The sequence below is a fragment of the Corynebacterium sp. LaCa_282 genome (assembly GCF_057198125.1).
The window spans coordinates 988,525-1,013,494 of record NZ_CP191095.1; the positions used below are offsets into that span (position 1 = coordinate 988,525).

Annotated in this window: 19 protein-coding genes; 7 read left to right on the forward strand and 12 right to left on the reverse strand. The window is 59.4% G+C overall.

The features are described 5' to 3' along the window. Positions 1 to 16 precede the first annotated feature (16 nt). Positions 17 to 2,113 carry a PTS fructose transporter subunit IIABC gene (locus ACP8KU_RS04615; RefSeq protein WP_484484062.1) on the reverse strand — a complete coding sequence of 699 codons (2,097 nt, stop codon included), beginning with the start codon at positions 2,111 to 2,113 and terminating at the stop codon, positions 17 to 19. A gap of 18 nt (positions 2,114 to 2,131) precedes the next feature. Beyond that, complete coding sequence (locus ACP8KU_RS04620) at positions 2,132 to 3,094, reverse strand: 1-phosphofructokinase family hexose kinase (RefSeq protein WP_484484063.1); 963 nt, start codon at positions 3,092 to 3,094, stop codon at positions 2,132 to 2,134. Between the two features lie 209 nt (positions 3,095 to 3,303). Here ACP8KU_RS04620 and ptsP point away from each other — a divergent pair, with 209 nt between their 5' ends. Beyond that, positions 3,304 to 4,992 (forward strand): phosphoenolpyruvate--protein phosphotransferase, encoded by a 1,689-nt coding sequence (gene ptsP / locus ACP8KU_RS04625; protein WP_023017361.1) that lies wholly within the window; start codon positions 3,304 to 3,306, stop codon positions 4,990 to 4,992. 79 nt (positions 4,993 to 5,071) lie between these two features. Here ptsP and ACP8KU_RS04630 read toward each other — a convergent pair whose 3' ends face one another. Both ACP8KU_RS04630 and lexA read right to left on the reverse strand, forming a co-directional pair. Continuing rightward, positions 5,072 to 5,854, reverse strand: a complete 783-nt coding sequence (locus tag ACP8KU_RS04630) for a DeoR/GlpR family DNA-binding transcription regulator (RefSeq protein WP_005278900.1) — start codon at positions 5,852 to 5,854, stop codon at positions 5,072 to 5,074. Positions 5,855 to 6,336: 482 nt separating this feature from the next. Continuing rightward, positions 6,337 to 7,047 (reverse strand): transcriptional repressor LexA, encoded by a 711-nt coding sequence (gene lexA / locus ACP8KU_RS04635; protein WP_005278903.1) that lies wholly within the window; start codon positions 7,045 to 7,047, stop codon positions 6,337 to 6,339. 253 nt (positions 7,048 to 7,300) lie between these two features. Here lexA and ACP8KU_RS04640 point away from each other — a divergent pair, with 253 nt between their 5' ends. Then, a complete protein-coding gene (locus ACP8KU_RS04640; RefSeq protein ID WP_023017362.1) occupies positions 7,301 to 7,705 on the forward strand; it encodes a hypothetical protein in 405 nt (134 codons plus the stop codon). Positions 7,706 to 7,924: 219 nt separating this feature from the next. Further along, positions 7,925 to 8,383, forward strand: coding sequence for a transcriptional regulator NrdR (nrdR, locus tag ACP8KU_RS04645; RefSeq protein WP_023017363.1), 459 nt, complete (start codon positions 7,925 to 7,927; stop codon positions 8,381 to 8,383). A gap of 192 nt (positions 8,384 to 8,575) precedes the next feature. Here nrdR and hrpA read toward each other — a convergent pair whose 3' ends face one another. Further along, the gene (hrpA, locus tag ACP8KU_RS04650; RefSeq protein WP_484484064.1) at positions 8,576 to 12,478 is read right to left on the reverse strand and encodes an ATP-dependent RNA helicase HrpA; all 3,903 of its coding nucleotides are present in this window, start codon (positions 12,476 to 12,478) and stop codon (positions 8,576 to 8,578) included. Positions 12,479 to 12,599: 121 nt separating this feature from the next. Between hrpA and ACP8KU_RS04655 the strand changes: the two genes are divergently transcribed. Next, positions 12,600 to 13,532, forward strand: coding sequence for a hypothetical protein (locus tag ACP8KU_RS04655; RefSeq protein WP_284631009.1), 933 nt, complete (start codon positions 12,600 to 12,602; stop codon positions 13,530 to 13,532). 65 nt (positions 13,533 to 13,597) lie between these two features. Here the strand turns inward: ACP8KU_RS04655 and ACP8KU_RS04660 are convergent, their stop codons facing one another. After that, the gene (locus ACP8KU_RS04660) at positions 13,598 to 14,545 is read right to left on the reverse strand and encodes a LysR substrate-binding domain-containing protein (protein WP_484484065.1); all 948 of its coding nucleotides are present in this window, start codon (positions 14,543 to 14,545) and stop codon (positions 13,598 to 13,600) included. A 162-nt stretch (positions 14,546 to 14,707) separates the two neighbouring features. Here ACP8KU_RS04660 and ACP8KU_RS04665 point away from each other — a divergent pair, with 162 nt between their 5' ends. Together ACP8KU_RS04665 and ahpD are read left to right on the forward strand one after the other, a co-directional pair. Next, the gene (locus ACP8KU_RS04665; protein ID WP_023017366.1) at positions 14,708 to 15,301 is read left to right on the forward strand and encodes a peroxiredoxin; all 594 of its coding nucleotides are present in this window, start codon (positions 14,708 to 14,710) and stop codon (positions 15,299 to 15,301) included. Between the two features lie 105 nt (positions 15,302 to 15,406). After that, positions 15,407 to 15,931, forward strand: coding sequence for an alkylhydroperoxidase, AhpD family (gene ahpD / locus ACP8KU_RS04670; RefSeq protein WP_126319209.1), 525 nt, complete (start codon positions 15,407 to 15,409; stop codon positions 15,929 to 15,931). A 123-nt stretch (positions 15,932 to 16,054) separates the two neighbouring features. On the opposite strand, the gene ACP8KU_RS04675 is transcribed toward ahpD, so the two are convergent. Together ACP8KU_RS04675 and ACP8KU_RS04680 are read right to left on the reverse strand one after the other, a co-directional pair. After that, positions 16,055 to 18,598, reverse strand: coding sequence for a DEAD/DEAH box helicase (locus ACP8KU_RS04675; protein ID WP_484484066.1), 2,544 nt, complete (start codon positions 18,596 to 18,598; stop codon positions 16,055 to 16,057). Positions 18,599 to 18,632: 34 nt separating this feature from the next. Next, positions 18,633 to 19,646 carry a PAC2 family protein gene (locus ACP8KU_RS04680; RefSeq protein WP_484484067.1) on the reverse strand — a complete coding sequence of 338 codons (1,014 nt, stop codon included), beginning with the start codon at positions 19,644 to 19,646 and terminating at the stop codon, positions 18,633 to 18,635. Positions 19,647 to 19,906: 260 nt separating this feature from the next. Between ACP8KU_RS04680 and ACP8KU_RS04685 the strand changes: the two genes are divergently transcribed. Next, positions 19,907 to 20,992: a DUF4192 domain-containing protein gene (locus tag ACP8KU_RS04685; RefSeq protein WP_484484068.1), complete on the forward strand. Its 1,086-nt coding sequence runs from the start codon at positions 19,907 to 19,909 to the stop codon at positions 20,990 to 20,992. Positions 20,993 to 21,001: 9 nt separating this feature from the next. Here the strand turns inward: ACP8KU_RS04685 and galE are convergent, their stop codons facing one another. The 4 genes from galE to ACP8KU_RS04705 form a co-directional block, all read right to left on the reverse strand. Then, entirely contained in the window at positions 21,002 to 21,985 is a 984-nt protein-coding gene (galE, locus tag ACP8KU_RS04690) for a UDP-glucose 4-epimerase GalE (protein ID WP_484484069.1), read from the reverse strand. A 3-nt stretch (positions 21,986 to 21,988) separates the two neighbouring features. Next, positions 21,989 to 22,666, reverse strand: a complete 678-nt coding sequence (locus tag ACP8KU_RS04695; protein WP_023017369.1) for a metal-dependent transcriptional regulator — start codon at positions 22,664 to 22,666, stop codon at positions 21,989 to 21,991. 234 nt (positions 22,667 to 22,900) lie between these two features. Further along, on the reverse strand, positions 22,901 to 23,914 hold the full coding sequence (locus tag ACP8KU_RS04700; protein ID WP_005278926.1) for a sigma-70 family RNA polymerase sigma factor: 1,014 nt from the start codon (positions 23,912 to 23,914) through the stop codon (positions 22,901 to 22,903). Between the two features lie 193 nt (positions 23,915 to 24,107). Then, positions 24,108 to 24,872, reverse strand: coding sequence for a helix-turn-helix transcriptional regulator (locus ACP8KU_RS04705; protein WP_431831871.1), 765 nt, complete (start codon positions 24,870 to 24,872; stop codon positions 24,108 to 24,110). Positions 24,873 to 24,970 lie beyond the last annotated feature (98 nt).

Consider the following 24,970-nt stretch of genomic DNA (forward strand, 5'->3'; position numbering starts at 1 on the left):
TGTACGAGCGTTTGGTTTATGCCGCCACGTTCTGGGAAGCGGTTTTGGACCCTGGAGCGGCCTTTTGGGCAGCTTCCTGGACGGTCTTATTAGGCCAGAATTGCTTCATGGCCAAGACCGCGACGGTAGATACCGCCACGCCGGCAAGGATGGCTACCAGGTAGGCCCAGAACGGGTCGATAGCAAAGGCAACGAAGATACCACCGTGCGGGGCGCGCGACTCGACCGACAGCGCCATGGAGATAGCACCCGTCACGGCGCCACCGGCCATCATGGAAGGGATGACGCGGAACGGATCGGCTGCGGCGAAGGGGATGGCGCCTTCGGAGACGAAGGACAAGCCGAGTAACCAAGCGGACTTACCGTTTTCCTGCTCGGCAGGGGTAAATAGCGACTTGCGGATGAAGGTTGCCAAGGACAGTGCGATAGGCGGCACCATGCCGGCGGCCATAACAGCGGCCATGATTTGCATGGAGGCTGCGTCGCCGGTGGACAACCCGGCGGTGGCAAAGAGGTATGCGGCCTTGTTGACCGGGCCACCCAAGTCGACACACATCATCAGGCCCAAGATGATGCCGAGCACTACGGCAGAAGAGCCAGACATGGAAGACAGCCAATCTTGCAGGCCCTCCATCAGCGCGGCCAGCGGGGCGCCCAGTAGCAGGTACACCGACAGGCCAACGACGAGGGAGGTCAGCAGCGGAATGATGACCACCGGCATGAGGGAACCGAGCCAGCGCGGGACCTTCCAATTGCCAATCCACAGGGCGATAAAGCCGGCCAACAAACCGGTGACCAGGCCACCGATAAAGCCCGCGTCGAGGGTCACGGCGATAGCACCGCCGACAAAGCCCGGCGCAATACCAGGGCGCCCGGCCAGGGCGTAGGCGATGTAGCCAGATAACGCGGCAACAATAAAGCCCATCGCGGCCTGGCCGATGGCAAAGAGCACTGCGCCTATATAGAGCCCGAACCCGGAGTTCTCGAACGACATGGTCTCGCCGTCGACGGTAATCTCATTTCCCGGCAGGTTGGACAGGGAATAATCCGTGGAAAGCGCCTGCCAGCCATTGGCCATATCGGCGCCGCCGAAGAGGAATCCGAGGGCCAAGAGAAGGCCGCCGGCGGCAACGAACGGCACCATGTAGGACACACCGGTCATAATCGCCTGCTGGATGCGCTTGCCCCAACCCAGCGATTTTCCTTCTTCTTTGGCGGAGGAGGATGAGGCCGTGCCAGAGACCTTTCGGGCATTCGGGTTCTTCGCCGCCGCGATGGCTTCATCGAGCATCTTGCCGGGCTCGTTGATGGCCCGCTTGACGCCGGATTCGATGACGGGTTTGCCCGCGAAGCGCTCGCGGTCGCGCACTCCGACGTCCGTGGCGAAGATGACCGCATCGGCAGCGTCGATGGTGGACTGCGAGACCGATTCATTATTGGACGAGCCCTGGGTTTCGACGGTGAGATCGACGTCGTCGCGCTCGCCGGCGGTTTGGGTGAGGGCATCGGCAGCCATGTAGGTGTGTGCGATGCCGGTTGGGCAGGCGGTGATGGCAACGATGCGGGTAGCTTGCGCCGAAGCACCCGCGCTTGCCGATGCCCCTTCCGCAGCTCCAGCTGCAGCCTCCGCGGTGTCCTGCTTTTTCTTCTTCGTTTTTTCCGCGTTGACGACAGCGAGGATTTCCTTGACAATTTCTTCCTTCGTCGACGCGGTGCGCAGGGCCTCTAAAAAGTCCTTGCGCACGAGGGCGCGGGCAAGCTTGGAAAGAATCTGCAGGTGGGCCTTGCCACCGCCGGCGGGGGCGGCGATGAGGAAGACCAACTGGGCATCGCCGTCGGGACCGGAAAAATCCACGCCGCGGGTAAGGCGGGCGAAAGCTAGGGTCGGTTCGGTGACGGCCTCGGAACGGCAGTGGGGGATGGCCACGCCGCCTGGCACGCCGGTGCCGGCCTTGGCTTCGCGGTCGATGGCGGGCTGGGCGAGGCCTGCGACCTCGGTTGCGCGTCCGGTGTCGTGCACCAAGGTGGCGAGGTTGGTGATAACGGAGTCGACGCTATCGCCAAAGTCGGCGTCAAGCGCGACGAGGTCTGTGGTGATGAGATCGGATGCCATGATGGAAGGCTCCTTTAGCTATAGAGCGGAGATGGAGGTGTGGGCGGTATCGAGTTCTTCGGGGCGGGGGAATTGGGTGCCGGGCTTTGCGGCCGCAGCGGTGCCATAAGCCACCGAGAGCGCGAGGGAGTCTGCTGGTCCGTGCCCCTGCGTGCGTCCCAGTAGGTATCCGGCCAATGCGGCATCACCTGCGCCAACCGTGGATTTCACCGTGGCGGGAGGCGGGGTGGCGGCCCATGCGCCGTCTGCGTTTACTAGCACGGCACCGGCGCCGCCGAGGGTGACAAGGACTTCCTTGATGCCGCGACCCACGACATCCCTTGCAGCCTCCACGACCGGGCTATAATCCCCGGCCGCAGCGGCGCGCTCGAGGGCGAGGCCGTCCTGGCCGGTCAGCTGCCCCAGTTCGAAACCGTTGGGTTTGATGAGATCCGGGGCGGCGGTAGCGAGCTGCTTGGCGATGGCCTTCATCGGAGCATCAGAGGTATCCACGGCGATGCGCGCCTGCGGGGCGGCAGTGCGGATCTCCTTGATGAGGTCGGTATACCAGCCGGCGTCAACACCCTTGGGCAGCGATCCGGCAAGGGCTACCCAATCGGCGGATTGGGCGTGGTGAGTAAGGGTGGAAATGAGGTGGTTTTGGGTGGCATCGGAAAGCAGCGGGCCAGGGCCGTTGACCTTGGTGGTTGTGCCATCTGGCTCGGTGATGGTGGTATTGACGCGGACGCCACCGTCCATGTCCACGTGGGCGTAGGGGAGGTGGACCTCCTGGATGAGGTTCATGAACGGATCGGCCGCGCGGGAGGGGAAGAGGGCCAGGGTTTCTTTCCCGGCGAGGTGCACGGCGCGGGCGACGTTGACGCCTTTGCCGCCGGCGACCTGGGTAACACTGGCGGCGCGGTGGACATCGCCTGAGGTCAGTTGCTGATTGAGCGCCAGGGTGGCGTCAATGCTTGGGTTTGGGGTGAGCGTGAGGATCATCGAGAACTTATCCCTTTCGCAGAGTGCGTATATTGGGGGCCACACGCAGTCGGTCCGGTTGAAACTCGCGCTTAAGCCCGCCGTAAATGTTTATTCTTGCCCGATTGTGTTGGAAAGTCAATAGAAACCGTGTGGCATACATTGCATTTCTGTTGGATTTGTGATGATCTGGAAATAAATAAGCCGCTATCTTCGAAGGAAGTATCGCCATGGAAAATACGCTTCAGTCCACTGTTAAAGGAACCGGCGTTGTCGCTGGAGTTGCCTATGCAGAAGCCGTATGGGTGCGCCCCCGCCCGGACCTGCCCACTGAAGGAAGTATTGACCAAGAGGCCAGCAGCGAAGCCGAATACGATCGCTTCCTCGAGGCAGTCGATGTCGTCGCCAGCCGCTTGGAAAACCGCGCCGCAGCCGCCGAGGGCCAAGCCTCGGAAGTGCTGACCGCAACCGCCGGCATGGTCAAGGACCGCGGGTGGCACAAGGCCGTGCGCAAGAATATTCGCTCGGGCAAGAATGCCGAGTTCGCCACGGTGGGAGCCACGGATAAGTTCGTCACCATGTTTGAGGCGGCCGGCGGCGTCATGGCCGAGCGCACCACCGATCTGAAGGACGTGCGCGACCGCGTCATCGCCCAGCTGCGCGGCGAGCAGGAGCCTGGTTTGCCCATGGTGGAGGGCCAAGCGGTGCTTTTTGCCGATGACCTCGCGCCCGCCGATACCGCCACCCTGGATACCGCGCATATTCGCGCGCTCGTTACCGAGCTGGGCGGGCCCACCAGCCACACCGCGATCATCGCCCGCCAGCTCGATATTCCGTGCATCGTCGCCGTGGGAAATAAGCTGCGGGAGATTGAAAGCGGCACGCTGGTCTTCGTCGACGGTGCGCTTGGAACCGTGACGCTGGGTGCGGACGAGGAAGAATCCACCAAGGCGGTCGCGGAATACCGCGAGCGCGCCGCCCGCGTTGCCGAATGGACTGGACCAGCGCAAACCAAGGACGGCCACCGCGTGCAGCTTTTGGCCAACGTGGCCGACGGCAACGCCGCCCGCATTGCCTCCGACTCGCAGGCAGAGGGGATTGGCCTCTACCGCACGGAGTTGTCGTTCCTGTCCGCGAGCGAGGAGCCTTCCGTTGACGAGCAGGCAAAAATCTACAAGAAGGTCTTTAACGCCTACCCCAATTCCAAGGTCGTGGTGCGCACCTTGGATGCTGGCTCCGATAAGCCGATTTCTTATGCCACGTTGTCATCTGAAGAGAACCCGGCGTTGGGTGTGCGCGGTCTGCGCATTGCCCGCGATAACGAGTCCCTGTTGACGCGCCAGTTGGACGCCATCGCCCAGGCCGCGGAGTCCCGCGGCGACGATGCCGAAACCTGGGTCATGGCACCGATGGTGGCGACGTCGAAGGAAGCCCAGTGGTTTGCGGAGCTGTGCCGGGAGCGCGGCCTGACCGCGGGCGCGATGATTGAGGTGCCCGCAGCAGCGCTGATGGCAGATAAGATTATGCCGCATCTGGACTTCGTATCCATCGGCACCAATGACCTCACCCAGTACACGATGGCCGCTGACCGCCTGTCACCGCAGCTTGCGTACCTCACCGACCCCTGGCAGCCGGCCGTGCTGCGGCTTATCCAGCACACCTGCATTGCGGGGCACGAATACAACGTACCGGTTGGCGTGTGCGGCGAGGCCGCGGCCGATCCGCTATTGGCCTGCGTATTGACCGGCCTAGGCGTCAACTCCTTGTCTGCTGCATCGACCGCAGTCGCCGGCGTTGGTGCCCAATTGGCCGAGCTGACCTTTGACCAGTGCCAGCAGCTTGCCGATGCCGCCCTCAACTCCGAAGGCCCCTCCGCCGCCCGCGCCGCAGCGATGGAGCAGATAGAAAAGTTCAACTAACGGCAAAAGGTCTCGCCCTCCCTGCCTCGGTGAGAAATGGCACCGGGGTAGGGAGGGCGAAGTCGTGCGCATGCTGGAGCTATTCGCTGGCGAGCACGACATCGATCTCTCGCTCGCGCAGGGCATCGACGAAGGATTCCGGCGCGCCGGAATCGGTGATGACGACATCGATATCTGCAATGGAGGCGAAGCTCACCAGGTAGTCGTTGCCCAATTTGCTGGAATCACACATGACCACGACCTTGTGGGCATTCGTGACGAAGGCGGATTTGATGGCTGCTTCTTGGGAATCGGCTGTCGACAAGCCGTGATCGAGGGTCAACGCATTGGTACCGATGAAGGCGACATCGGCGCGCATGAGCGCCATGGTGCGCAGGGCGGTATCGCCGACGACGGCCTGGGTGATAGCGCGTACGGTCCCGCCGAGGAGCTGGACATCGGGAACGCCGCTATTGGCTAGCGACAGTGCGATGGGCAGGCTATTGGAGACGATATTGAACTGCGCCTGCGGGTATTGCTGGCTAATGAGCTCGGCAAAGGTATTAATCGTGGTGCCGGCGTCCAGGAATATGCTGCCGCCGCCAGGGGGAAGGAAGTCGAGCGCGGCGTGCGCGATGGCGGCCTTGGCCCCAGATGCGGAACGCTGGCGGGTATCGAGGGTGAGCTCCGCGGTCTGGAAGGCTTGCGAAGCCACGGCGCCGCCGTGAACGCGGTGGACAACGCCCTCACGATCCAGTACGGCTAGGTCGCGCCGAATGGTTTCAGCAGTCACCTCGAAACGCTCTGATAAATCGGTTACGTTAACGCGACCCTCAACTGCAGTTTGGGATGCGATCTGGCGGCGTCGCTCCTCTGCGTACACGGACCCTCCTTGCTCCTCGCCTTCGGCCGGGCGGTTACTCCATCTGCGAATGCAGGCGCTCGGTGAAAGCTAACTGATGTGGGATTTCTCCCTCCATTGTGTCAAAATTCGGCGGTAATCGGACGAAAACAAAAATTAAGATGTGCGCTGTTGTCTGGTTTGGGATAAAAGCGCAGGTCAGTCAGCTTTATTTGCCCTAGTTGAAAGCCAACCCTAGTAGCGCTTAACTTACGGATCCGTTATTTCGGGGGTGCTTTTTCAATAAGTCCCGCGCGCTTAAGTTGGCTTTTAGGGCGTGGTTGCGAGGGAGAACAGGCGTGGAATGCGTTAAAACTCGTATGCCCCTGCTCCCTACGCGGGGAACAGGGCAGCGTACGAAGTGCAAAGAGCGGGTTTCAAGAAAGCGGGCGCAGAGTGCCGGTGGCGACAACAACCGCAGGCGAAAACTCGCGTGCGGCTTGATTAAAGTAGCTTGCTGGGGCCTAGAGTTTGCGGAAGACGGATACTACCTTGCCCATAATTTCCGCATCATCGCCGTTGATGGGCGGATAGGCATCGTTGTGCGGAAGGAGCCATACGCCAGAGGAATCGCGGTGGAATTCCTTGACGGTGGCCTCGGAGCCATCGAGAAGCGCGGCGACAAACTCGCCTTCCTCAGCCACCGATTGCGACCGGATGATGACCCAGTCGCCGTTGAGGATGCCGGCATCCTGCATGGAATCGCCCACGACCTGCAGCATATAAAGCTCTCCTCCGCCGACGACCTCGTCTGGCATGGGGAAATACGTGTCGATATTTTCCTCTGCAGTGATTGGTGCACCGGCGGCGATGCGGCCAACGACGGGAATATAAGCTACGGCGGCAGACTCTTCAGGGCCGCGGGCAGAGGTATCGGGGACGTCCTTAGCCTTGCGGCCCGGCTTCTTTTCGGCGTCGTCAGTGTTGAGGTGGCGTACGTCGACCGCGCGGGGTTTATTGGGATCGCGGCGCAAGAAGCCCTTTTCCTCCAGTTGCTTGAGCTGATAGGCCACGGACGAGGTGGATTGCAGGCCGGCGGCGTCACCAATTTCGCGGATGCTGGGCGGGTAACCGCGGAGCATCACTGCATCGCTGATGACGTTAAGGATGCGGCGTTGCCTTTCGGAAAGGGAGGCGTAATCGTTCTTTGCGGTGCTTGCTTTCTTGCGGCCCATGTGCGGCTCCTAGCTAAGGGGTCTGAGGTTCTGCGTTCATAGCTTGAAAAGGGACTGGGTGACACCTGCGTGCCATAACTCATTTGTAGCACGAAAAGTACAAGCGTTCGAGATTTACGCGAAAAACTGGACAGGTTTTCGAAGTGGTGCTATAAATCGAACATAGAAACAATCTCGAACACAGGAGCGACATTGAGCTCTTGTTGTGTCAAGGGGCCGCTTTAGACTTACGGCGGTCGTCGAAAGGAAAGCAATGTCTCAACTACTTCACTCTCGCAATAACATGGTCAAACAGCGCGCGGCACGTCCACAGATCGTCCCTTCAGCCGCTATTTGGGATATTGATGATCAAAGCTGGGGCGTGCAGCATTCTCCTTCCGAAAAGGGGGAAATCAGGACTTTAAATTCCGTATATCGAACGAACCGTGAAGGTTATTCGAATACGTGGACTGATGAACGTTCCTTACCTGATTTCGCGAACAGGCCGATGGAAGAAGACGATGCGCATAGTTCGCGCAAGAATTACCTCCTCGGTGCAGTATTTGGTGCTGCCGTATTTTTCGGCACGGTTGCCGGCGGGCTGATGGGTACGAGCGCTGAAACGCCGACTGATCCTGGCGCTTCGGTACAGCAAGTAGAAGCAGCGATCGGACAGTAGTGCTGCGTGTACTAAAGCAGGCCACTAAAGCAGGCACTTCAGGGTTATATGCTACGGGCCTTGTTAGACAGCAGCTCGTCTTCCCGGCCGGATATAGGCCCGCTTGCTTCACGGAGACAGGCACGCGAGTAGGAGGAGTCTGGCGCAATGGTGTCAGGTTTTTGGCTTGGGCGTGGGAGGTAAACTAAACCGAGAAGCTAAATTAGCGAAAGGACTAGTGTGTACTGCCCGTTTTGCCATAACGAACAATCCCGCGTTATTGACTCGCGCGTGGTTGATGCCGGCGCATCGATACGGCGCCGGCGGGAGTGTGCTTCCTGTAAGGGACGCTTCACCACTGTGGAAAAGGCCGTACTGCTGGTTGTTAAGAGAAATGGACTCGCTGAGCCATTTAGTCGGGATAAACTCATTCGGGGCGTTAGGCGCGCATGCCAGGGTCGCGACGTTAGCGATGATGCCTTAAAAAAGCTGGCCCAAGAGGTTGAGGAAACGGTGCGGGGGCACGGGTCCTCGCAGGTAAACGCCAACGAAATCGGGCTAGCGATTCTCGAGCCACTGCGTGACCTAGACGAGGTCGCATATCTGCGCTTTGCCTCGGTGTATAAATCATTCGAGAGCGCGGATGACTTTGAATCGGAGATTCGTTTGATGCGGCGGCGCGATCGCGGGGACCTTTAAACTGCGCAGTGTAGGACGATTTCTCAGCAGTTATACAGCCGTTCCTGCGCAGGATCGAAGCAGTCTTAACTGGCCTTTTGGGTGCATCGTTTCGTTAGGGCCTGCCCAATGTTTACGCCGCCGGCGGCCGAGTAAGCAGATTTTTAGCTTAGGTATGGCCGGCCGGGCGGCGGGAACGTGAGGTTGGGGTGACTAGCGCAATTTATCCACTGCCTTTTGGATCCTCCGCAGGGACACCGCGTGCGCCGTGCCGAGGCGCTGGGCAAATAGCGAGACCCGCAATTCCTCGATCATCCAGTGGATGTCCTTGACCTCGCGTGTCTTTTCGCGACCCGCGGGAAGGTTGCGCAGCCGGTTTGCCAGGTAGGCCTTGGCATTATCGACCTCGGCCTGGCGGTCGGCATCGCGATCCGGATCGAGCGACATGTCCTCCAGACGGATGCGCATTGCCTGGATGTAGCGGGGAAGGTGGCGCAGGTGCGTGGCTCCGTGCACGGTGATGGCATTCGGTGGAAGAAGGAAATTAAGTTGCTTTTCCATATCGTCGATGGCGGGACCGTCCCACTGGGAAAGTTCGGCGCGGAGGTTGGAGTACTCAGCCAAGCCAGGCGCGATCGAGACTATTGATTGCCGCACGCGGCCGGGAACCTGCGGTTTCACGGTATCTTTGAGCTCGGAAAATGCCTCTGGCGAGCGCACGGGGCCGCCGGCCTCGAGCATGAGGTCGCGGATTGCCGCTACGCGGGCGTCATTGACCAGGCCGTCGGCGCCGCCATGCGGATAAGAATCCACGGCGACGCGCTGCTGCAGGGGAAGCCCCTTGACCATTTGCGCGGTCGAGACGGAAATCTCGCGCATCAAAAGCGTGAGGGTGGTGGTGACCATGGCGGCATCGGCAGCCGCCTTGGTGGGATGAACCTTAAGCTCAACGCCTTCCTTGGTGGCCACCAGCGCTGGGTAGGCGGTGACCTCGTGGCCATCGACGGTGGTGGTGACGGTCTCGTCAACGGTGCCGAGGGTATCGTCGGTCCACTCGCTGACCGCGGTGGATTCGGCGGTGCGGCTTACCCGCGAGACGGACGATTTAATGTGGCCGGCCTGGCGCTCGCGCAGGGCGGCAAGGTCCCTATCGGAATCGATGATGGTGCCACTCTTGTCGATGGCCGCGTAGTTCATCCGCAAATGTTCCGGCAGCTTGTCCGGTTGGAAGTCGGAGGCGTTGATGCCGTGGCCGCCGAGCTCGCGCAGGACATCGGCAAGCTGCTGGGTAAGGGGGCCTTCGAAGGGAATGAGGCGTTCCATGGCGCGCTCGGCAAATTCCGGGGCGGGCACGACGGTGCGCCGCAGGGCCTTGGGAAGGGAACGAATAAGCTCGTTGACGAGCTCGAATCGCAGGCCGGGAACGAGCCAATCGAAGCCTTCGGTATCGAGGCCGGCAAGCATGGGAACGGGAACCATGACGGTGACGCCATCAAGGGGATCGCCGGGTTCGAATTTATAAGTCAGCTCGTAATCGATGGAGCCTTTGCGCCAGTGATCGGGGAAGGAGACTTCGGTGACGTCGTGGGAGTCATCGACAAGCGTGGCTGGATCGAAATTCAGCAGATCGGGTTCCTGGCGGCGCTTTTTCTTCCACCAGGAATCGAAATGGCGGCCCGTGGTGACCTCGGCGGGAATGCGCTGGTCATAGAAATCAAAGAGGGTATCCTCATCCACGATGAGGCCGCGGCGGCGGGCCTTTTCCTCGTATTCGGCCGCCTCATCAAGGGCCTGCGCGTTTGCCTTGAGGAATTCGTGGTGCGCATTCCACTCGCCGGCGATAAGCGCATTGCGGATGAACATATCGCGCGCAGCGACGGGATCCACGCGGTGATAGGGCACGGTGCGATCCGCGACGATGGGCACGCCGTAGAGCGTGGACTTCTGGTGCGCGATGGCGGCCGCGCGCTTGCGGGACCACGTGGGATCGGAATAGTTGTGTTTGAGCAGGTCCGCGCCGAGCTTTTCCACCCAGGCCGGATCGATGGTGGCAACGTCGCGTGCCCAAAGCCGAGAGGTTTCGACGAGCTCTGCCGCCATGACGAACTCGGGTGGCTTTTTGGCCAAGGCGGAGCCTGGAAAGACGAGGAAGCGGGTATTGCGCGCGCCGTGGAACTCCTTGGAATTGCCGTCGCGGGCGCCAATATTGGATAACAGCCCGGATAGCAGCGCAATATGAATATCGTCGGCGCGGCGTTCGGTGCCTTCTTGGTAATCCCACCCCAGCTGCTTGGAGACGTCTTTGAGCTGGCGGACCAGGTCGAACCACTCGCGGATGCGCATGTAGTGGAGGAACTCCTGCTTCATGCGCTTGCGGAACCTATTGCCCGATTGCTCATTGCGGGTCTGTTTGATGTAATCCCACAACTTCAGCATGGACAAAAAGTCAGAGGTCTTGTCCTTAAAGCGCGCGTGCGCCTGATCGGCTTGCGCTTGGTACTCCAGCGGGCGTTCGCGCACGTCTTGGATGGTCATGGCGGCAACGATGACGATGACATCGTGGAGGCAGCCGTTGGTATGGGCCTCGATAAGCATGCGCGCCATGCGCGGATCGAGTGGGATGCGGGCCAAGTTGCGGCCGGTTTCGGTCAGCGCCGGTTTCTTGTGCTTGTCCTGGAGCGCACCGAGCTCGTGGAGGAGGTTGAGGCCATCGCGAATGGCCTTGAACTCGGGTGGCTGGAGGAAGGGGAATTGCTCGATATCGCCGAGCTTGAGCGAGACCATCTGCAAAATGACGCTGGCCAGGTTGGTGCGCAGGATTTCTGGGTCAGTAAATTCTGGGCGGCTCTGAAAGTCTTGCTCACTATAGAGGCGGATGGCGATGCCATCGGCGACGCGACCGCACCTACCGGAGCGCTGATTGGCAGAGGCCTGTGAAATAGGCTCGATGGGTAGGCGCTGCACCTTGGTCCGCGTGGAATAGCGCGATATGCGCGCGGTGCCGGTATCCACGACGTATCGGATTCCGGGCACGGTTAGCGAGGTTTCGGCGATATTAGTGGCTAAAACGATGCGCCGCCCGCGGTGATTGCTAAATACGCGGTGCTGTTCCTGGTTAGACAGGCGCCCGAAGAGGGGAGCGACCTCCACGTTTTTCCATTTCTTGGCCTCGATGACTTCCATGGCATCGCGGATATCGCGCTCACCGGGGAAAAAGCAGAGGATATCGCCGTCGCCTTCTGCCATGAGCTCCTCGATGGCCTCGGTTAAACCATCGAGTGGGTCTTGATCCACCAGCTTTCCACCCGCCTCGAATTCGAGGGGGCGGTAACGAATCTCCACCGGGTAGGTGCGTCCGGATACCTCGATGATGGGGGCAGGAGTGCCATCGGGTTGGGCGAAGTGCTCGGCAAAACTTTCCGGATCAATCGTCGCGGAGGTGATAATCACCTTGAGATCGGGCCGCTTGGGAAGAATCCGCTTGAGATACCCCAAGAGGAAGTCAATATTCAGTGAGCGCTCGTGCGCCTCATCGATGATGATGGTGTCGTATTTATTAAGGAAGCGATCGCGCTGCATTTCTGCTAGCAGAATGCCGTCCGTCATAAGTTTCACCGCGGTGGTATCAGAGACTTTGTCATCGAAGCGGATGGCGTAGCCTACAGATTCCCCGATGTCTTGGTCGAGCTCGGAGGCGATGCGCTCGGCGACGGTCCGTGCGGCAATGCGGCGCGGTTGGGTGTGGCCGATAAGTCCCCGGCGACCCCGGCCGATGTCGAGGCAGATCTTGGGGATCTGCGTGGTCTTACCAGAACCAGTTTCGCCGGCAATGATGACGACCTGGTTTTCTTCAATTGCTGCGGCGATATCGTCCTTGCGGGCGCTGACCGGCAGGGAATCGGGGTAGGTGAGTGGGGGAACGGCGGCATCGACAAGCGCTAGGCGATCTGCGGCTGCCTGGATATCCTGGCCGATTTCGCGCAGGGCCTTGGGGGCGCGTGCCTTCGATAGGCGGCGGCGGAAGCTGCGAGCCTCGGCGATGGTGACGTTGTCTAATGCTGCAAAAAGTTCATCGCGGCTAGGGGCCTGCGAAGTAGTGGTTTCATGCTTTGTCATGGCTAATTGATGAGCTTACCCCGGTTACGTGAAGTGGAAAAAGTTGCTAGTATGAAAATACTTATCTCAACGATACTTTTCTCGTTGCGCCCAACCCGAATGCAGAAGGAAGGCACCGCTGATGAACGACGATAAATCCGGTGGAAATGACGATTTTCCGCGCTATGAACCGACTGATCACCCGGAGGATCAGCCGAGCTACGGAAGCCTGCCGTCCTATGGCGGCAGCCACGAGAGCGGCAGCTACGAAAGCTCCGGCAATCAAGGATATGCGGGCTACCAAGCACAGGACAATACCGTAAATTCCGGCGGGTTTACCGGAAAGCCCTCGGCCATTGATTCGATTTCGTGGGCCTTTCGCACGGTGTTTAAGAACTGGAAACTGTGGATACTCGGTGCCTTGCTCGTTGGCGTCATTGTCATAGCAGTCTCCGGAGTGAGCCTGGCCGTTGCTCCCGCAGAGGGCGCGGATGCCTCCGGTGCGGGATCCATTGTGCAAATCGTGTCTTATGTGATCATGGCCGTAGTCAGCCTAATGGCGATGCGACTGGCGCTCTTCCAGATCGATGATCCGCGCACTGGGTGGAGCTACGTGGGTAAAGACGTGCGGTGGTGGCAGCCACTGGTGATCATGATCATCATCGGTATTATTTCCTCGGTAGTAATGTTCATCTTCGTTGGTGGCTCGATCTTCCTCGGCCCAGACGCGGGCGCCGACGCCACAGAGGAAGAGGCGTTGGAATCCATGGCAGGCCTTTTCGGAGTTGTGGCTTTATTGACTCTCATCGGCCTGTTTATTCAGCCGCTTTATATGTTGATGCAGTGGTTTGCGGCCGATGGCGACGGAGTTGGCCAAGCCATCAAGAAAGGTTTTAAGGCCGGTAAAGGAAACTACGGCCAGCTTTTGCTGCTAACGGTGCTTAACATGCTGATTATAATTGGCGGCTTTATCCTACTCCTTGTTGGGTTGATTGTTGCTGTACCGGTTACCTTACTGTCTACGGCTTATTTGTTCCGCCAGTGTGCAGGCCGCGCAGTCGGTCAAGCTGGGTAATCGCTTTGCCATTGTTTAAGGCCACCGAGGCACTGCTTCGGTGGCCTTAAACGTGCGTGGCGGTTTTAACCCTCCAGCGAGCGGACGAGGGCATTTTCATAAGCGGCGGTTATCAGGGTGCCGAATTCGCGGAATTCTTCACTGCGTGCGGCAGAGGAGCGGAAGACGAGGCCGATTTCGCGCTCTGCGGTGACATCGGGGGCAAAGTAGGCCACACCGAGGTTCTTACCGTGGCATTCGGTGGCCAACGCGGACTTGGGGATAAGGGTGCAGCCGAGCCCGCCCATCACCAGCTGCATAATGGTGGTCAGTGATGAGGCGCGCGTGACGGAATTGGTTGCCTCTGCCGGGTTGACGTGGGCGTGCCGGCAGAGATCGACGACTTGGTCGCGGAGACAGTGGCCATCGTCAAGCAGCAGCAAGTCTAGGTCCCGCAGCTCCGCCACCTGGACGTCCGTACGTCCGGCGATGGTGTGATCGGGCGGGCTGACGATGGCGAAGTCCTCGGTGTACAGCGGGCTGTCGACCATGCCCGTGGCCTCTGAAGGCAAGGCGAGGACGGCTAAATCGAGGTTGCCGTTGCGCAGGCGCGCGATGAGGTGCTGGGTTTGCTCCTCCACAAAGCGCGGCTCGAGCTCCGGGTAGGTCTCCGTAATCTTCGCCAGCAAGTCCGGGAGGATATACGGGGCGATGGTCGGGATGACGCCAATGGTCAACGGGCCGGACAGGGTGCCGTGGGCGCCGCGGGCGTGCGCGAGGAAGGTATCGGCGGCCTCAAGGGTGGATTTGGCATAGGGCAGAAGGGTTTCGCCGGCCGATGTCACGATGACCTTGCGGGTGGAGCGCTCGATGAGCTGGACGCCGAGCCCCTGCTCGAGCGCCACGAGGCCCTGGGAGAGGGAAGGCTGAGAGATCTCCAGCTTGGCGGCAGCGGTGCCGAAGTGCTTGTTTTCCGCCACGGTGACAAACGTACGCAGCTGGGCAAGTGTTGGTCGATACTCTTTATTATGCATGCCTATCACTCTAACATTTATCTATAGGATTAGCTATTGACGTGACCGGAATTAATGGTATTGTCTTTGGTGTTGGGCCGGAGAGGGTCCGGCCCGTGGTCCTCGGCACAGGACTGTCGGAAACTTGAAAAAGATTACCCTTTTAAGAAGGAGTTGAAGAACATGCCTATCATGACCGTTGGCGAAAAGTTCCCAGAATTCGACCTCACCGCCCTGACCGGCGGCGACCTGCACAACGTTAACGCTAGCCAGCCAGAGGACTACTTCGAGCAGGTTTCCTTGGACAAATACGAGGGCAAGTGGAAGGTCGTCTTCTTCTACCCCAAGGACTTCACATTCGTGTGCCCGACCGAGATCGCTGCCTTTGGCAAGCTGGACGAAGAGTTCCAGGACCGCGACACCCAGGTGCTGGGCGGCTCCACCGATAACGAGTTCGCTCACTTCAACTGGCGCGCAACCCACCCGGACCTGAAGGATGTTCCGTTCCCGATGTTCTCCGACGTGCGCCACGACCTGATCCGCGCACTGGGCGTAGAAAACGCCGACGGCGTTGCTGACCGCGCAACCTTCATCATCGACCCAGATGGTGTTATCCAGTTCGTTTCCGTTACCCCGGACGCTGTGGGCCGCAACGTTGACGAGGTCCTGCGTGTCCTCGACGCCCTGCAGTCCGAAGAGGTCTGCGCCTGCAACTGGGAGAAGAACGACCCAACCAAGAACATCGACAAGATGGACGTCGTCCAGTCCCAGCTTTAAGCATTAGTTACGTGTGAGCGCTGTCCCCGCCCCATGAGGCGGGGGAGGGCCGGCACCCAACTTGCAATTTAAGTTACTGAGAAAATATTTAGAAGGAGAAAAACTGTGTCTATCGAGAACTTGAAGTCAGCACTGCCTGAGTACGCCAAGGATCAGAAGCTCAACCTCGGCGCGTTGACCCGCACCACCGAGCTGGATGAAGAGCAGCTGTGGGGCACCCTGTTGGCTTCGGCGGCAGCTACCCGCAATGACACCGTGATTTCTGAAATCGCGGAAGAGGCGCAAGAGCACCTCTCTGAGGAAGCCATCAACGCCGCTTACGGCGCTGCCACCGTCATGGCGATGAACAACGTTGCCTACCGCGCCAAGAGCTGGTTGGGCGATGACTACGCACAGGTTAAGTTTGGCCTGCGGATGAACTTCATCTCCAAGCCTGGCGTGGAAGACGCTAACTTCGAGCTGTGGAATATCGCCGTGTCCGCTATCAACGGCTGCGAGCACTGCTTGGGCGCACACACCCAGAAGCTCAACGATACTGGCGCGACCAAGGAGCAGGTCTGGGAGGCCATCAAGGTTGCTTCTGTCATTCAGGCAGTCGCACAGGCCGTCCAGATTGAGGCTGCACGCTAAAAGCGCTGCTTAATTAGCCTTTGGAATAAGCCACCCCGCGCGCTGCTTCCCTCGGTGTCCCCCATAGGACGCCGGGTACAGCGCAGGGGGTGGCTTTTATCGTTTTAGCTAACCCGCGTGTGATTAATACTCGACGCGCAACTCTGACAGGCGGACTTCGCCGGCTTCATCGGAGGCGTCCAGATCAACCGTGGCGACAAATTGATAGGCGCGATCTCCTGCTGGGTCCTTGATAATTTGCCGCACGGGCCAGCTGCGGGAGCTGGATTCTTCCAACCGGAAGTACTCGGGTCCGCGCGCCTCAGGGCCGGTATCAATGTCGTCGTATTCGTCAAAGTAGTCATCCAAGACGGCGCCAAAATCGGGGACCTCGTCCAGATAATCCAATACCTCGGCCAGGCAGTCTTCTTCCTCCAGCGCGAAGAGCTGCGCGAGGCGGAACATGTAATTGCGTACCATGATGCCAAAGGCGCGTCGGTTAGCGGTAAGCGCAGTAGGATCTTCGACGCCGAAGGCCAGCTCGCGGTCGAGCGTATCTTGATCGATGGGGGAGTCTTCGCCGGCCATCTGCGCCCATTCATCGACAAGCGAAGAATCCACCTGGCGGATGAGCTCGCCTAACCAGACGATGATGTCTTCAATTTGGGGCGTCGTGTATTCATCGGGGATGGACTGTTTAAGGGTGCGCCAGGCATCGGTGAGATAGCGGAGGATAACGCCCTCAGAGCGGGCTAAGCCGTAAGTGGCCACCAAGTCCGAGAAGGTCATGGCGTTTTCCACCATGTCGCGCACCACGGATTTCGGCCGCAGCTCGAATTCCTTTACCCACGCATTGGTCTCCGCGAAGGTATCGTAGGCCTGCTCGAGTAGCTCCTCTAGAGGCTTGGGCCAGGTAATATCCTCCACGATATTCATGCGGTCGGTGTAGTCCACCCCGTCCGCCTTGAGCGCGGCAATTTCTTCCCCGCGCCGCTTCTTCTGCTGGGCCTGTAGCACCTGCCGGGGATCATCGAGGATCGCCTCAAAGATAGAGATTACGTCAAGGTGATAGCTGTCTGCCTCTGGGTCCAACAGGGAGAGCGCGGCCAAGGCAAAGGGCCCGAGAGGCTGGTTCAGGGCAAAGTCGCGCGGCAATTCCCGCACGAGGTGGTAGGGGCGGCCGTAGATATCCAGCCCCTTGGTGGATTTTTGGACCACGCCGGAATCCACCAATCCGCGGAAGAGGTCGAGGGCGGTGAGGATATCCTTGTTTTGCTTGCTGCGGGGATCGTGATTATCGCGCAAGAGGTGGCGCATATGCGCATAGCCGTCGCCGTGGCGGGCTAAGACATTCAGCAGCATCGAATTCGACACCCGGAATTGCGAGGTCAACTGCTCCGGTTCTGCTTCTGTGAGCCGCGCAAAGGTCTTCTCGGACCAAGAGACTTCGCCCTCGCGTGCGGATTTCTTCTTCAGCTTTTTCAGCCGCTTCGGGTCATCGCCAATGCGCCTGCGGGCCTTTGCATTTTCAATCTCGTGCTCGGGGGCCTCGACGACGACGGTGCCTTCCGTGTCATAGCCCGCGCGCCCAGCGCGTCCTGCGATCTGGTGGAATTCGCGGGATTTCAAGATGCGCTGGCGTTGCCCATCAAACTTGGCCAGGCCGGTCATCAATACGGTGCGGATGGGCACGTTGATGCCCACGCCCAAGGTATCGGTGCCGCAAATAACCTTGAGGAGGCCGCGCTGCGCGAGGCGCTCCACAAGTCGTCGGTACTTGGGCAGCATTCCCGCATGGTGAATGCCAATGCCCTTGCGAAGCAACTTTGAGAGGTCCTTACCAAAGGCAGTGGTAAAGCGGAAGCCGCCGATTTCTTCAGCGATGTCCTCTTTTTCCTCTTTGTTAATGATGCCAGACAGCGAGGTCAGGGCTTGGGCCCGCTCGGCGGCCTCGCGCTGGGAAAAGTGCACGACATAAATGGGCGCCTTATTATCGGCAAGCAGTTCTTCGATGGTTTCGTGCACCGCGCTAAAAACATACGAGAAATCCAGCGGCACCGGGCGGGTGGACCCGGCCACGAGGCAGGTCTCTCGCCCCGTGCGGCGGGTGAGATCCTCCTGCAGCCAGTCGGTATCACCGAGCGTGGCGGACATTAAGAGGAATTGCGCCTTGGACAGCTCCAAGAGCGGCACCTGCCAGGCCCAGCCGCGATCTGGATCGGAGTAGTAGTGGAATTCGTCCATGACCACTTGGTCGATATTGGCCTCGGCGCCATCGCGAAGCGCGATATTGGCAACGATCTCAGCGGTGGCGGCGATGATGGGGGCATTGCCGTTTACGGTGGCATCGCCAGTCATCATGCCCACGTTCTCTGCGCCGAAGATTTCACACAGCGCAAAGAACTTCTCGCTTACCAGCGCCTTAATGGGCGCGGTATAAAAACTCCGCTGCCCGCGGGCGAGGGCGATGAAATGTGCGGCGTTGGCCACCATGGACTTGCCCGAACCCGTAGGGGTCGCGAGGATGACATTATCTCCGGCCAAGATGCCGAGCGAGGCCTCTTCCTGCGCGGGATATAGATTGATTCCCTTGCTGGTGGTCCACGAGTTAAAAGTATCCCAAATGGCCTCATCAATGAGGGACTCGGGGACTTCCGTTAAATCTGGCAGCTGTTGAGATAAGTTCACCCCCACCACCTTAGCGGCGATGGGGGCGGGTTCGTTAGATATCGTCGCCTAAGTCTCTGTCATCATCGGCCGAGTCTTCGCGGTCATCAATATCAGTATGGATAATCTCCTCGCTATCGGACTCATCGAGCGAGGCGAGGAAGGCCTCGAATTCTTCGCTGATTTCCTCAGCGCTGGGCACGGCTTCCTCGCCCGGCATGATGGCCTGCGGGTGCTCTTCGCGGTAGCGGTCCATGAAGGCATCGTATTGCTGCTCCAATTGCTGGACCACGCCCTCAATCTCTTCCGAGCCATTGACCTGCTCATCCAGCTGGCCCTCGACGCGGGAAATATCCGCCTCGATGCTGCCCAGCGGAATATTCAGTTGAGCAGCCTTAGCCACGGAATCGAGGAGCTCCAGCGTTGCCTGCGGGTACGGGGACGCAGCCAAGTAGTGCGGCACGTGCGCGGTATAGCCCGCCACCGTCCGGCCCTTATCCGCTAGGGCCTTTTCTATATAGAGCGCCGCGGCGCCAGGAACCATCATGGTCGAATCCATCTTGACCATGCTGTCCGTCAGGCGGGAGGCGGTACCGTGCGCGGTGACCACGGTGGGGCGGGTGTGCGGCACGGGCATCGGCGCAGCGTAGAGCATGATGGTGTCTTCAATATCGAATTTCTCCACCAGCTTGACCACCGCCGTGGTAAATGCTTCCCAGCGCATATCCGGCTCAGGACCGGAGAGAAGGAGGAAGGACTTGCCGGAATTATCCCGGAGCACCTTCAAGCCCAAATCCATGGGTTCAACCTCGAGGGCCCGGTCATTATCGATGGTGACGGCGGGGCGGCGGGAGCGATAATCGATGAGCTCATCAGAGTTAAAGGAGGCTAGCTGGCGGTTTTCCAGCGCGGCCTTGAGGTGATCGGCGCTCGACTCAACGGCCTGGCCTGCATCGGCATAGCCGTGCATGGCAACAATCATGGTGGGGCCTTTTCCTTCACCGGAATTGTCCTTGACCACCGGAGCGGGGTACTCCAATTCGTACATGCTGCGCTCTTCTTCGTGCATGATGTGTTACCTCCTTGGTCTCTTAATCTAGATCAACGACCGCCAGGACCGCACTATTCCCACACGCACTCAGGTCAGTGTTCGCGGAGTAGTTAAATAACCCATTATGCCCTAACGAAGCAACCTGCGCTAGGCCCGGTGCGGTGGGCCTGTGCATAACTGCTTGCCGATGCCCCCTTCCACCCACCTTATCCACAGATTTCGGACCTCTGCCTGTTGTGGGCTTTCGGTACTTGCCGCAGGCCCCGAAGCTAGGAGTCATGAAGATCACAACACCACAACAGCCCATCCGTACACCCGGCGATATCCTTGCCAATATTCCAGGAATCCTTGGATTCTTCCCAGCAGAATCCATTGTCCTCATCTCCATCGAACCAACCCCAGCAGGCCGCACCATGGGGCCAGTTGCACGCATAGACCTGTCCGATGTCCCCGACGCCCTCCCAGAGATCATGAGCGCCTTTCATTGCGGTAATCCGGAAGTCGTCCTCGGCTTTATCATCTCCCAGCGCGAGGAAGTAGAGCTCTGGGAGATGATCGAGGCGCTCTACCACTTCGAAGATGACAAGGGCACCGGAATCGATGCCTGCTGGCTTGTGGAAGAAATCGCTACGTCCACTGCCTACGACCTCGTATTCGGCTTTAGCACCGGCAATGGCAAGGGCCCTATGCACGCTTGGACCGAAGGAACCATTCCCGCTATTTCCACCAGCTCTTCCATGCGCGCCTGCGTAGAAAACGGTACCTTGCCGGAGCTTTCCCGCGATGAGCTGGTCCAGCAATTTGCCCCGCACAACCCGTACTTTGGGCAAGAAGAAATCGTGTCCATGCAGCGCTGCGCCGAGGAATTGTCCCGGCAAATGCGTGCCGGCCACGGGTATGGCACGACGGATCCAACCCGGGTGGTCCAGCACCTCATTGCAGATGTGCAGTATGTATTAAGCGAGTTAGAAACCTTGGAAGAGACCCTGGATAACGAAGAATTACTCTGCGTGGGGGCAATGTGGATGTCAACGACGTGGATGCGCGACTTGGTCATCCGAGACCTCGTCGAATCCCCGCACGCGGCCGGTACCTTGCTCCTAGCCACGGCGCGCACCTTTGGCGGCACCATCCGCTATAACGCCTTGGCGCTGTTTGCAGCGACCCAGGTGGCGCAGAAATTCGGGCTTTACGCCGGTCCGGCGCTGACCGTCGCCATCGATGAGGCACCGGGCCACAATTTAAGCCAGCTCATCGCTCAGGCCTATCGCAGCGGAATGGGGGAACGCCTCATTACCAGCCTAAGCCGTGGTTGCGACGCGGCGCGGGAAGCAGCGGGGATTGATGCCGATGGCTTTGTGTAGCCCCGCGCTTTAGCGCCGCGCCGAATGCGCCCGGTCGCCCAGCTGGCGCGTGAAATTCCACGCGTCGGTCACGATGGTTTCCAAGTCAGTGCGCTGGGGATTCCAGTCCAGCTCCCGCTTGATCTTGTCTGAGGATGCAATCAGCGTGGCTGGGTCTCCGGCACGACGCGGGGCGATCTCCGCCGGAATCTCGTGGCCGGTGACTTTCCGGCACATCTCGATGACTTGCTTGACGGAGTATCCCTCGCCGGAACCCAAGTTATAGATCCGGTGGGTGCCGGGAGCATTGCTGTGGAGGGCAAGCACGTGGGCATCGGCAAGATCGCGGATGTGGATGTAGTCGCGCACCGGCGTGCCATCCGGGGTATCCCAATCCGTGCCAAACATGAAAATCTTATCGCGGTGCCCCAGAGCAACCTGCAGGACAATGGGGATGAGGTGGGTTTCAACCTCGCGGTTTTCGCCGATGGAGCCGCAGGCACCGGCGACGTTGAAATAGCGCAGGGACGTTGCCGCGAGCCCAAAGGCCTGTGCAAAAGAGGTAATCATGTAGTCGATAGCTAATTTGCTAGCGCCATAGGGGTTCGTGGGCTGGGTCGGCATGTCCTCAGTAATAGGGACCTGCTCCGGCTCGCCATAGGTGGCCGCGGTGGAAGAAAAGACGAGGCTTTTGACATCGTTATCCCGCATGGCGTTGAGCAAGCGCAGCGTGGTCACGACGTTGTGCTGCCAATATTCGTCCGGCTTTTCCACGGATTCACCGACCAGCGAGCGGGCGGCGAAGTGGAGGACTCCCTCAAAGCCGCCTTCGCCCAGTACCTCTGCGGCCTTGTCGGCCACATCGCCTTCTACCACGCGGGCTGCGGGCGGCACGGCATCCCTATTACCCGTGGAAAAGTTATCGATGATGGTGACATCGTGGCCCTGCTCTACGAGGACTGCGGAACACACGCTGCCGACATAGCCGGCACCGCCAGTAACCAAAAGCTTCATGGCCTAGACCTCCACGCGCACGGCGTGTGCGAGATCATCTGCCAAGGTGATGACCTTACCCGAGGGAGTGGTAAGCGAAATCGTGCCGCCATTATTGACCACGGTGACCTCGGTACCGATGCGGATGCCAGCCTCTGCGAGTTCCCTGAATGTGGCCTCATCCACCTGCAGGATCTCGTTAATCTGGATAATCTTTGCGGACTTCTCTTCGCCATCGGGGAGATCGATAGCCCTCGTCCCAATCGATGGCTCGGGGACCTGGAAGCCCAGTTCTGCCAGCGCCGGAATGGGGTTGCCAAAAGGAGAGCGGCTAGGGTCATCGAGGACCGATACCATGCGCTTTTCCACCTCTTCGCTCATCACGTGCTCCCAGCGGCAGGCCTCATCGTGGACCTTGCTGATATCGAGTCCGAGGACATCAGTAAGCAAACGCTCCGCGAGTCGGTGCTTGCGCATCACTGCCGTAGCCAATTCGCGTCCCTTTTCGGTTAGATCCAAGCTCCTGTCCGAACGAACGTGGAGGAGGCCATCGCGTTCCATGCGAGCAACGGTTTGGGATACGGTAGGTCCGGACTGCTCTAGGCGTTCCGCAATCCGGGCGCGCAGGGGAGTGATGCCTTCTTCTTCCAATTCATAAATGGTCCGAAGGTACATCTCAGTAGTATCAACGAGGTCCCTCACGTGGGCATACCTTTCTTTGAAAACAGTAATGCGTGCCGTGCGCAAAGCAGACAGCGCTTTTTACATTCTGTATCCAGACTAGCTTAAGTTGCCCTAAGTTTGCTGGAGAGATTTTAAGGAGACGAGTTCGTACTCGCCGCTTGCATAGAGAATGCGACCTCGAAAGTACACTGGAAAAATTCTCGGCGGCACAGTCGAGGTCGCGATTAAATAAGGTTCAGGAGGCGAAAAGTTTTACAGTGCGTACTCGCGCAGGCGGTCGGCGCGGTTGCCATCGCGCAACTTTGCCATGACCTCACGCTCGATTTGGCGTACGCGTTCGCGGGAGAGCCCGAACCGGCGACCAATCTGGTCGAGGGTGCGTGGCACGCCGTCATCCAAGCCGTAGCGCAGGCGAATGACGTCCTGCTCGCGCTTTTCTAGCGTATCGATGACACCGCGAATATCGGAGTGGCGCATGGAGGCCACGACGGCGGTCTCAGCATCGGTGGCCTCAGCATCCTCGATGAAGTCACCCAATGGGGCTTCCTCGTCGGTGCCGACGGGCATATCGAGCGAGACGGGATCGCGGGACTGGCGCAGCAGCATCTCGATCTTGTTCTCATCAATGCCGGATTCCTCAGACAGTTCCTCATTGGTCGCCTCGCGGCCCAAGGACTGATACATCTCACGCTTGATGCGGGAAAGCTTATTGACCTGTTCCACCAGGTGGACCGGCAGGCGGATGGTGCGCGATTGGTCGGCCATGCCGCGGGTAATGGCCTGGCGGATCCACCACGTCGCGTAGGTGGAGAACTTAAAGCCCTTGGCGTAATCGAACTTTTCCATGGCGCGGATAAGGCCCAAGTTGCCCTCCTGGATGAGGTCCAATAGTGGCATTCCGCGGCCGGTGTAGCGCTTGGCCAGGGAGACTACGAGTCGAAGGTTCGCCTCCAGCAGGTGGGAGCGGGCCTTCTTGCCTTCGCGAGCCAAGATCTTCAGGTCTCGCTTTTCTGCGCGCGTCAGCTTCTCTGCATTATTGAGCTTGTATTCTGCATACAGGCCTACCTCGATGGTTTGCGCGAGTTCAACCTCGTCCTCGGCGCTGAGCAGGTCGGTCTTACCGATTCCGTTGAGGTAGACGCGTACCAAGTCCGCGGAGGGATTGTCATTGGTTTGATTGCGGCGAGACCCGCGGTCTACTTCCTGTTCCTCATCAGTAGTGGCAGTCGAAGTGCCATTGGCGGTGTTGGCAGATGGATTCGTCATCTTTTCAGCCTCCTGAAATTGTCGCCTGTTTCAAAAAGTACAACGGTGTGAGGACGCATTTAGTTCCCGCCCATCCCGAAATGTTTAAAACAGCGACGTGCCGGCCGCTTTGGTCCACCTTTTTGGGGGCGTCGGCAAGCACAGGCGCCACGTGGATGCAGTAAAACAGCTACATCCACGTGGCGGGGTGGTCTTAGCCGCGGACCTGTACGAGGTAGCGATAGACCGTGGGCTCAGATACGCCGAGCCGGGTGGCCGCCGCGGCGATGCCGCCTTTGAGGAGGAAGAAGCCAGCATCCTCGAGGGAAGCGATGACCTCTAGCCGTTCGTGGCGCTGCATCGACTCGACCGGGGTGGAGTGCGTGGAAATCGCGGAATCCAGCATGGAGTCCAAGAGGTGCTCGACGTTGGAGCGCAGCGATTCGCTGTAGGGCGCTTCCGGCTTTTTCTGCGCGGACGCTTCCGGGGCGGGAGTGCGCTGCGGTGCGGTGGTGCCGGGGTAGCCGCCGAAGGCCTTTGCCTTATCGATGGCCGGCTCGGTACCGCCTATCAACGCGTTAGCGGCATCGCGGATCTGGATAAGCTCGGATAATTCCACATTGATACAAAGCATGCCGCGCATATGGCCGGTGGTATCGCGCAGGAAATAGCTCGAGGAGCGGCAGACTTTTCCCTCGCTATTGACCGCGCGGTACCCGGTCATCATAGGAACGGCCGCGGCGTCGCCCTGTTTCATGAACCAGAGCGCAAAGTCTGTGACCGGGCCGCCTAGTTCGCGGCCGGAGATGTGTCCATTGGCAATGGCGATGATGGATTTATCGGGTACATCGAGATCATGGAGCACGATTTCGGTGTTGGGGCCCATGGCCTGACCGAGGAAATCGACGAGTGGTATGTACTGCTCGAGGAAGTTTTCTTCGGGGGCATGGCTGCTAGAAAGATTCATCAGCTGAAGCATGTCCTTATAATTCCTGTCAGATTATTGATAAGGTACCACAAAGTAACGACAAAGAAGGCGAGTACCCGGCCGTGCCCAAGTACTCGCCTCCTTTTAAG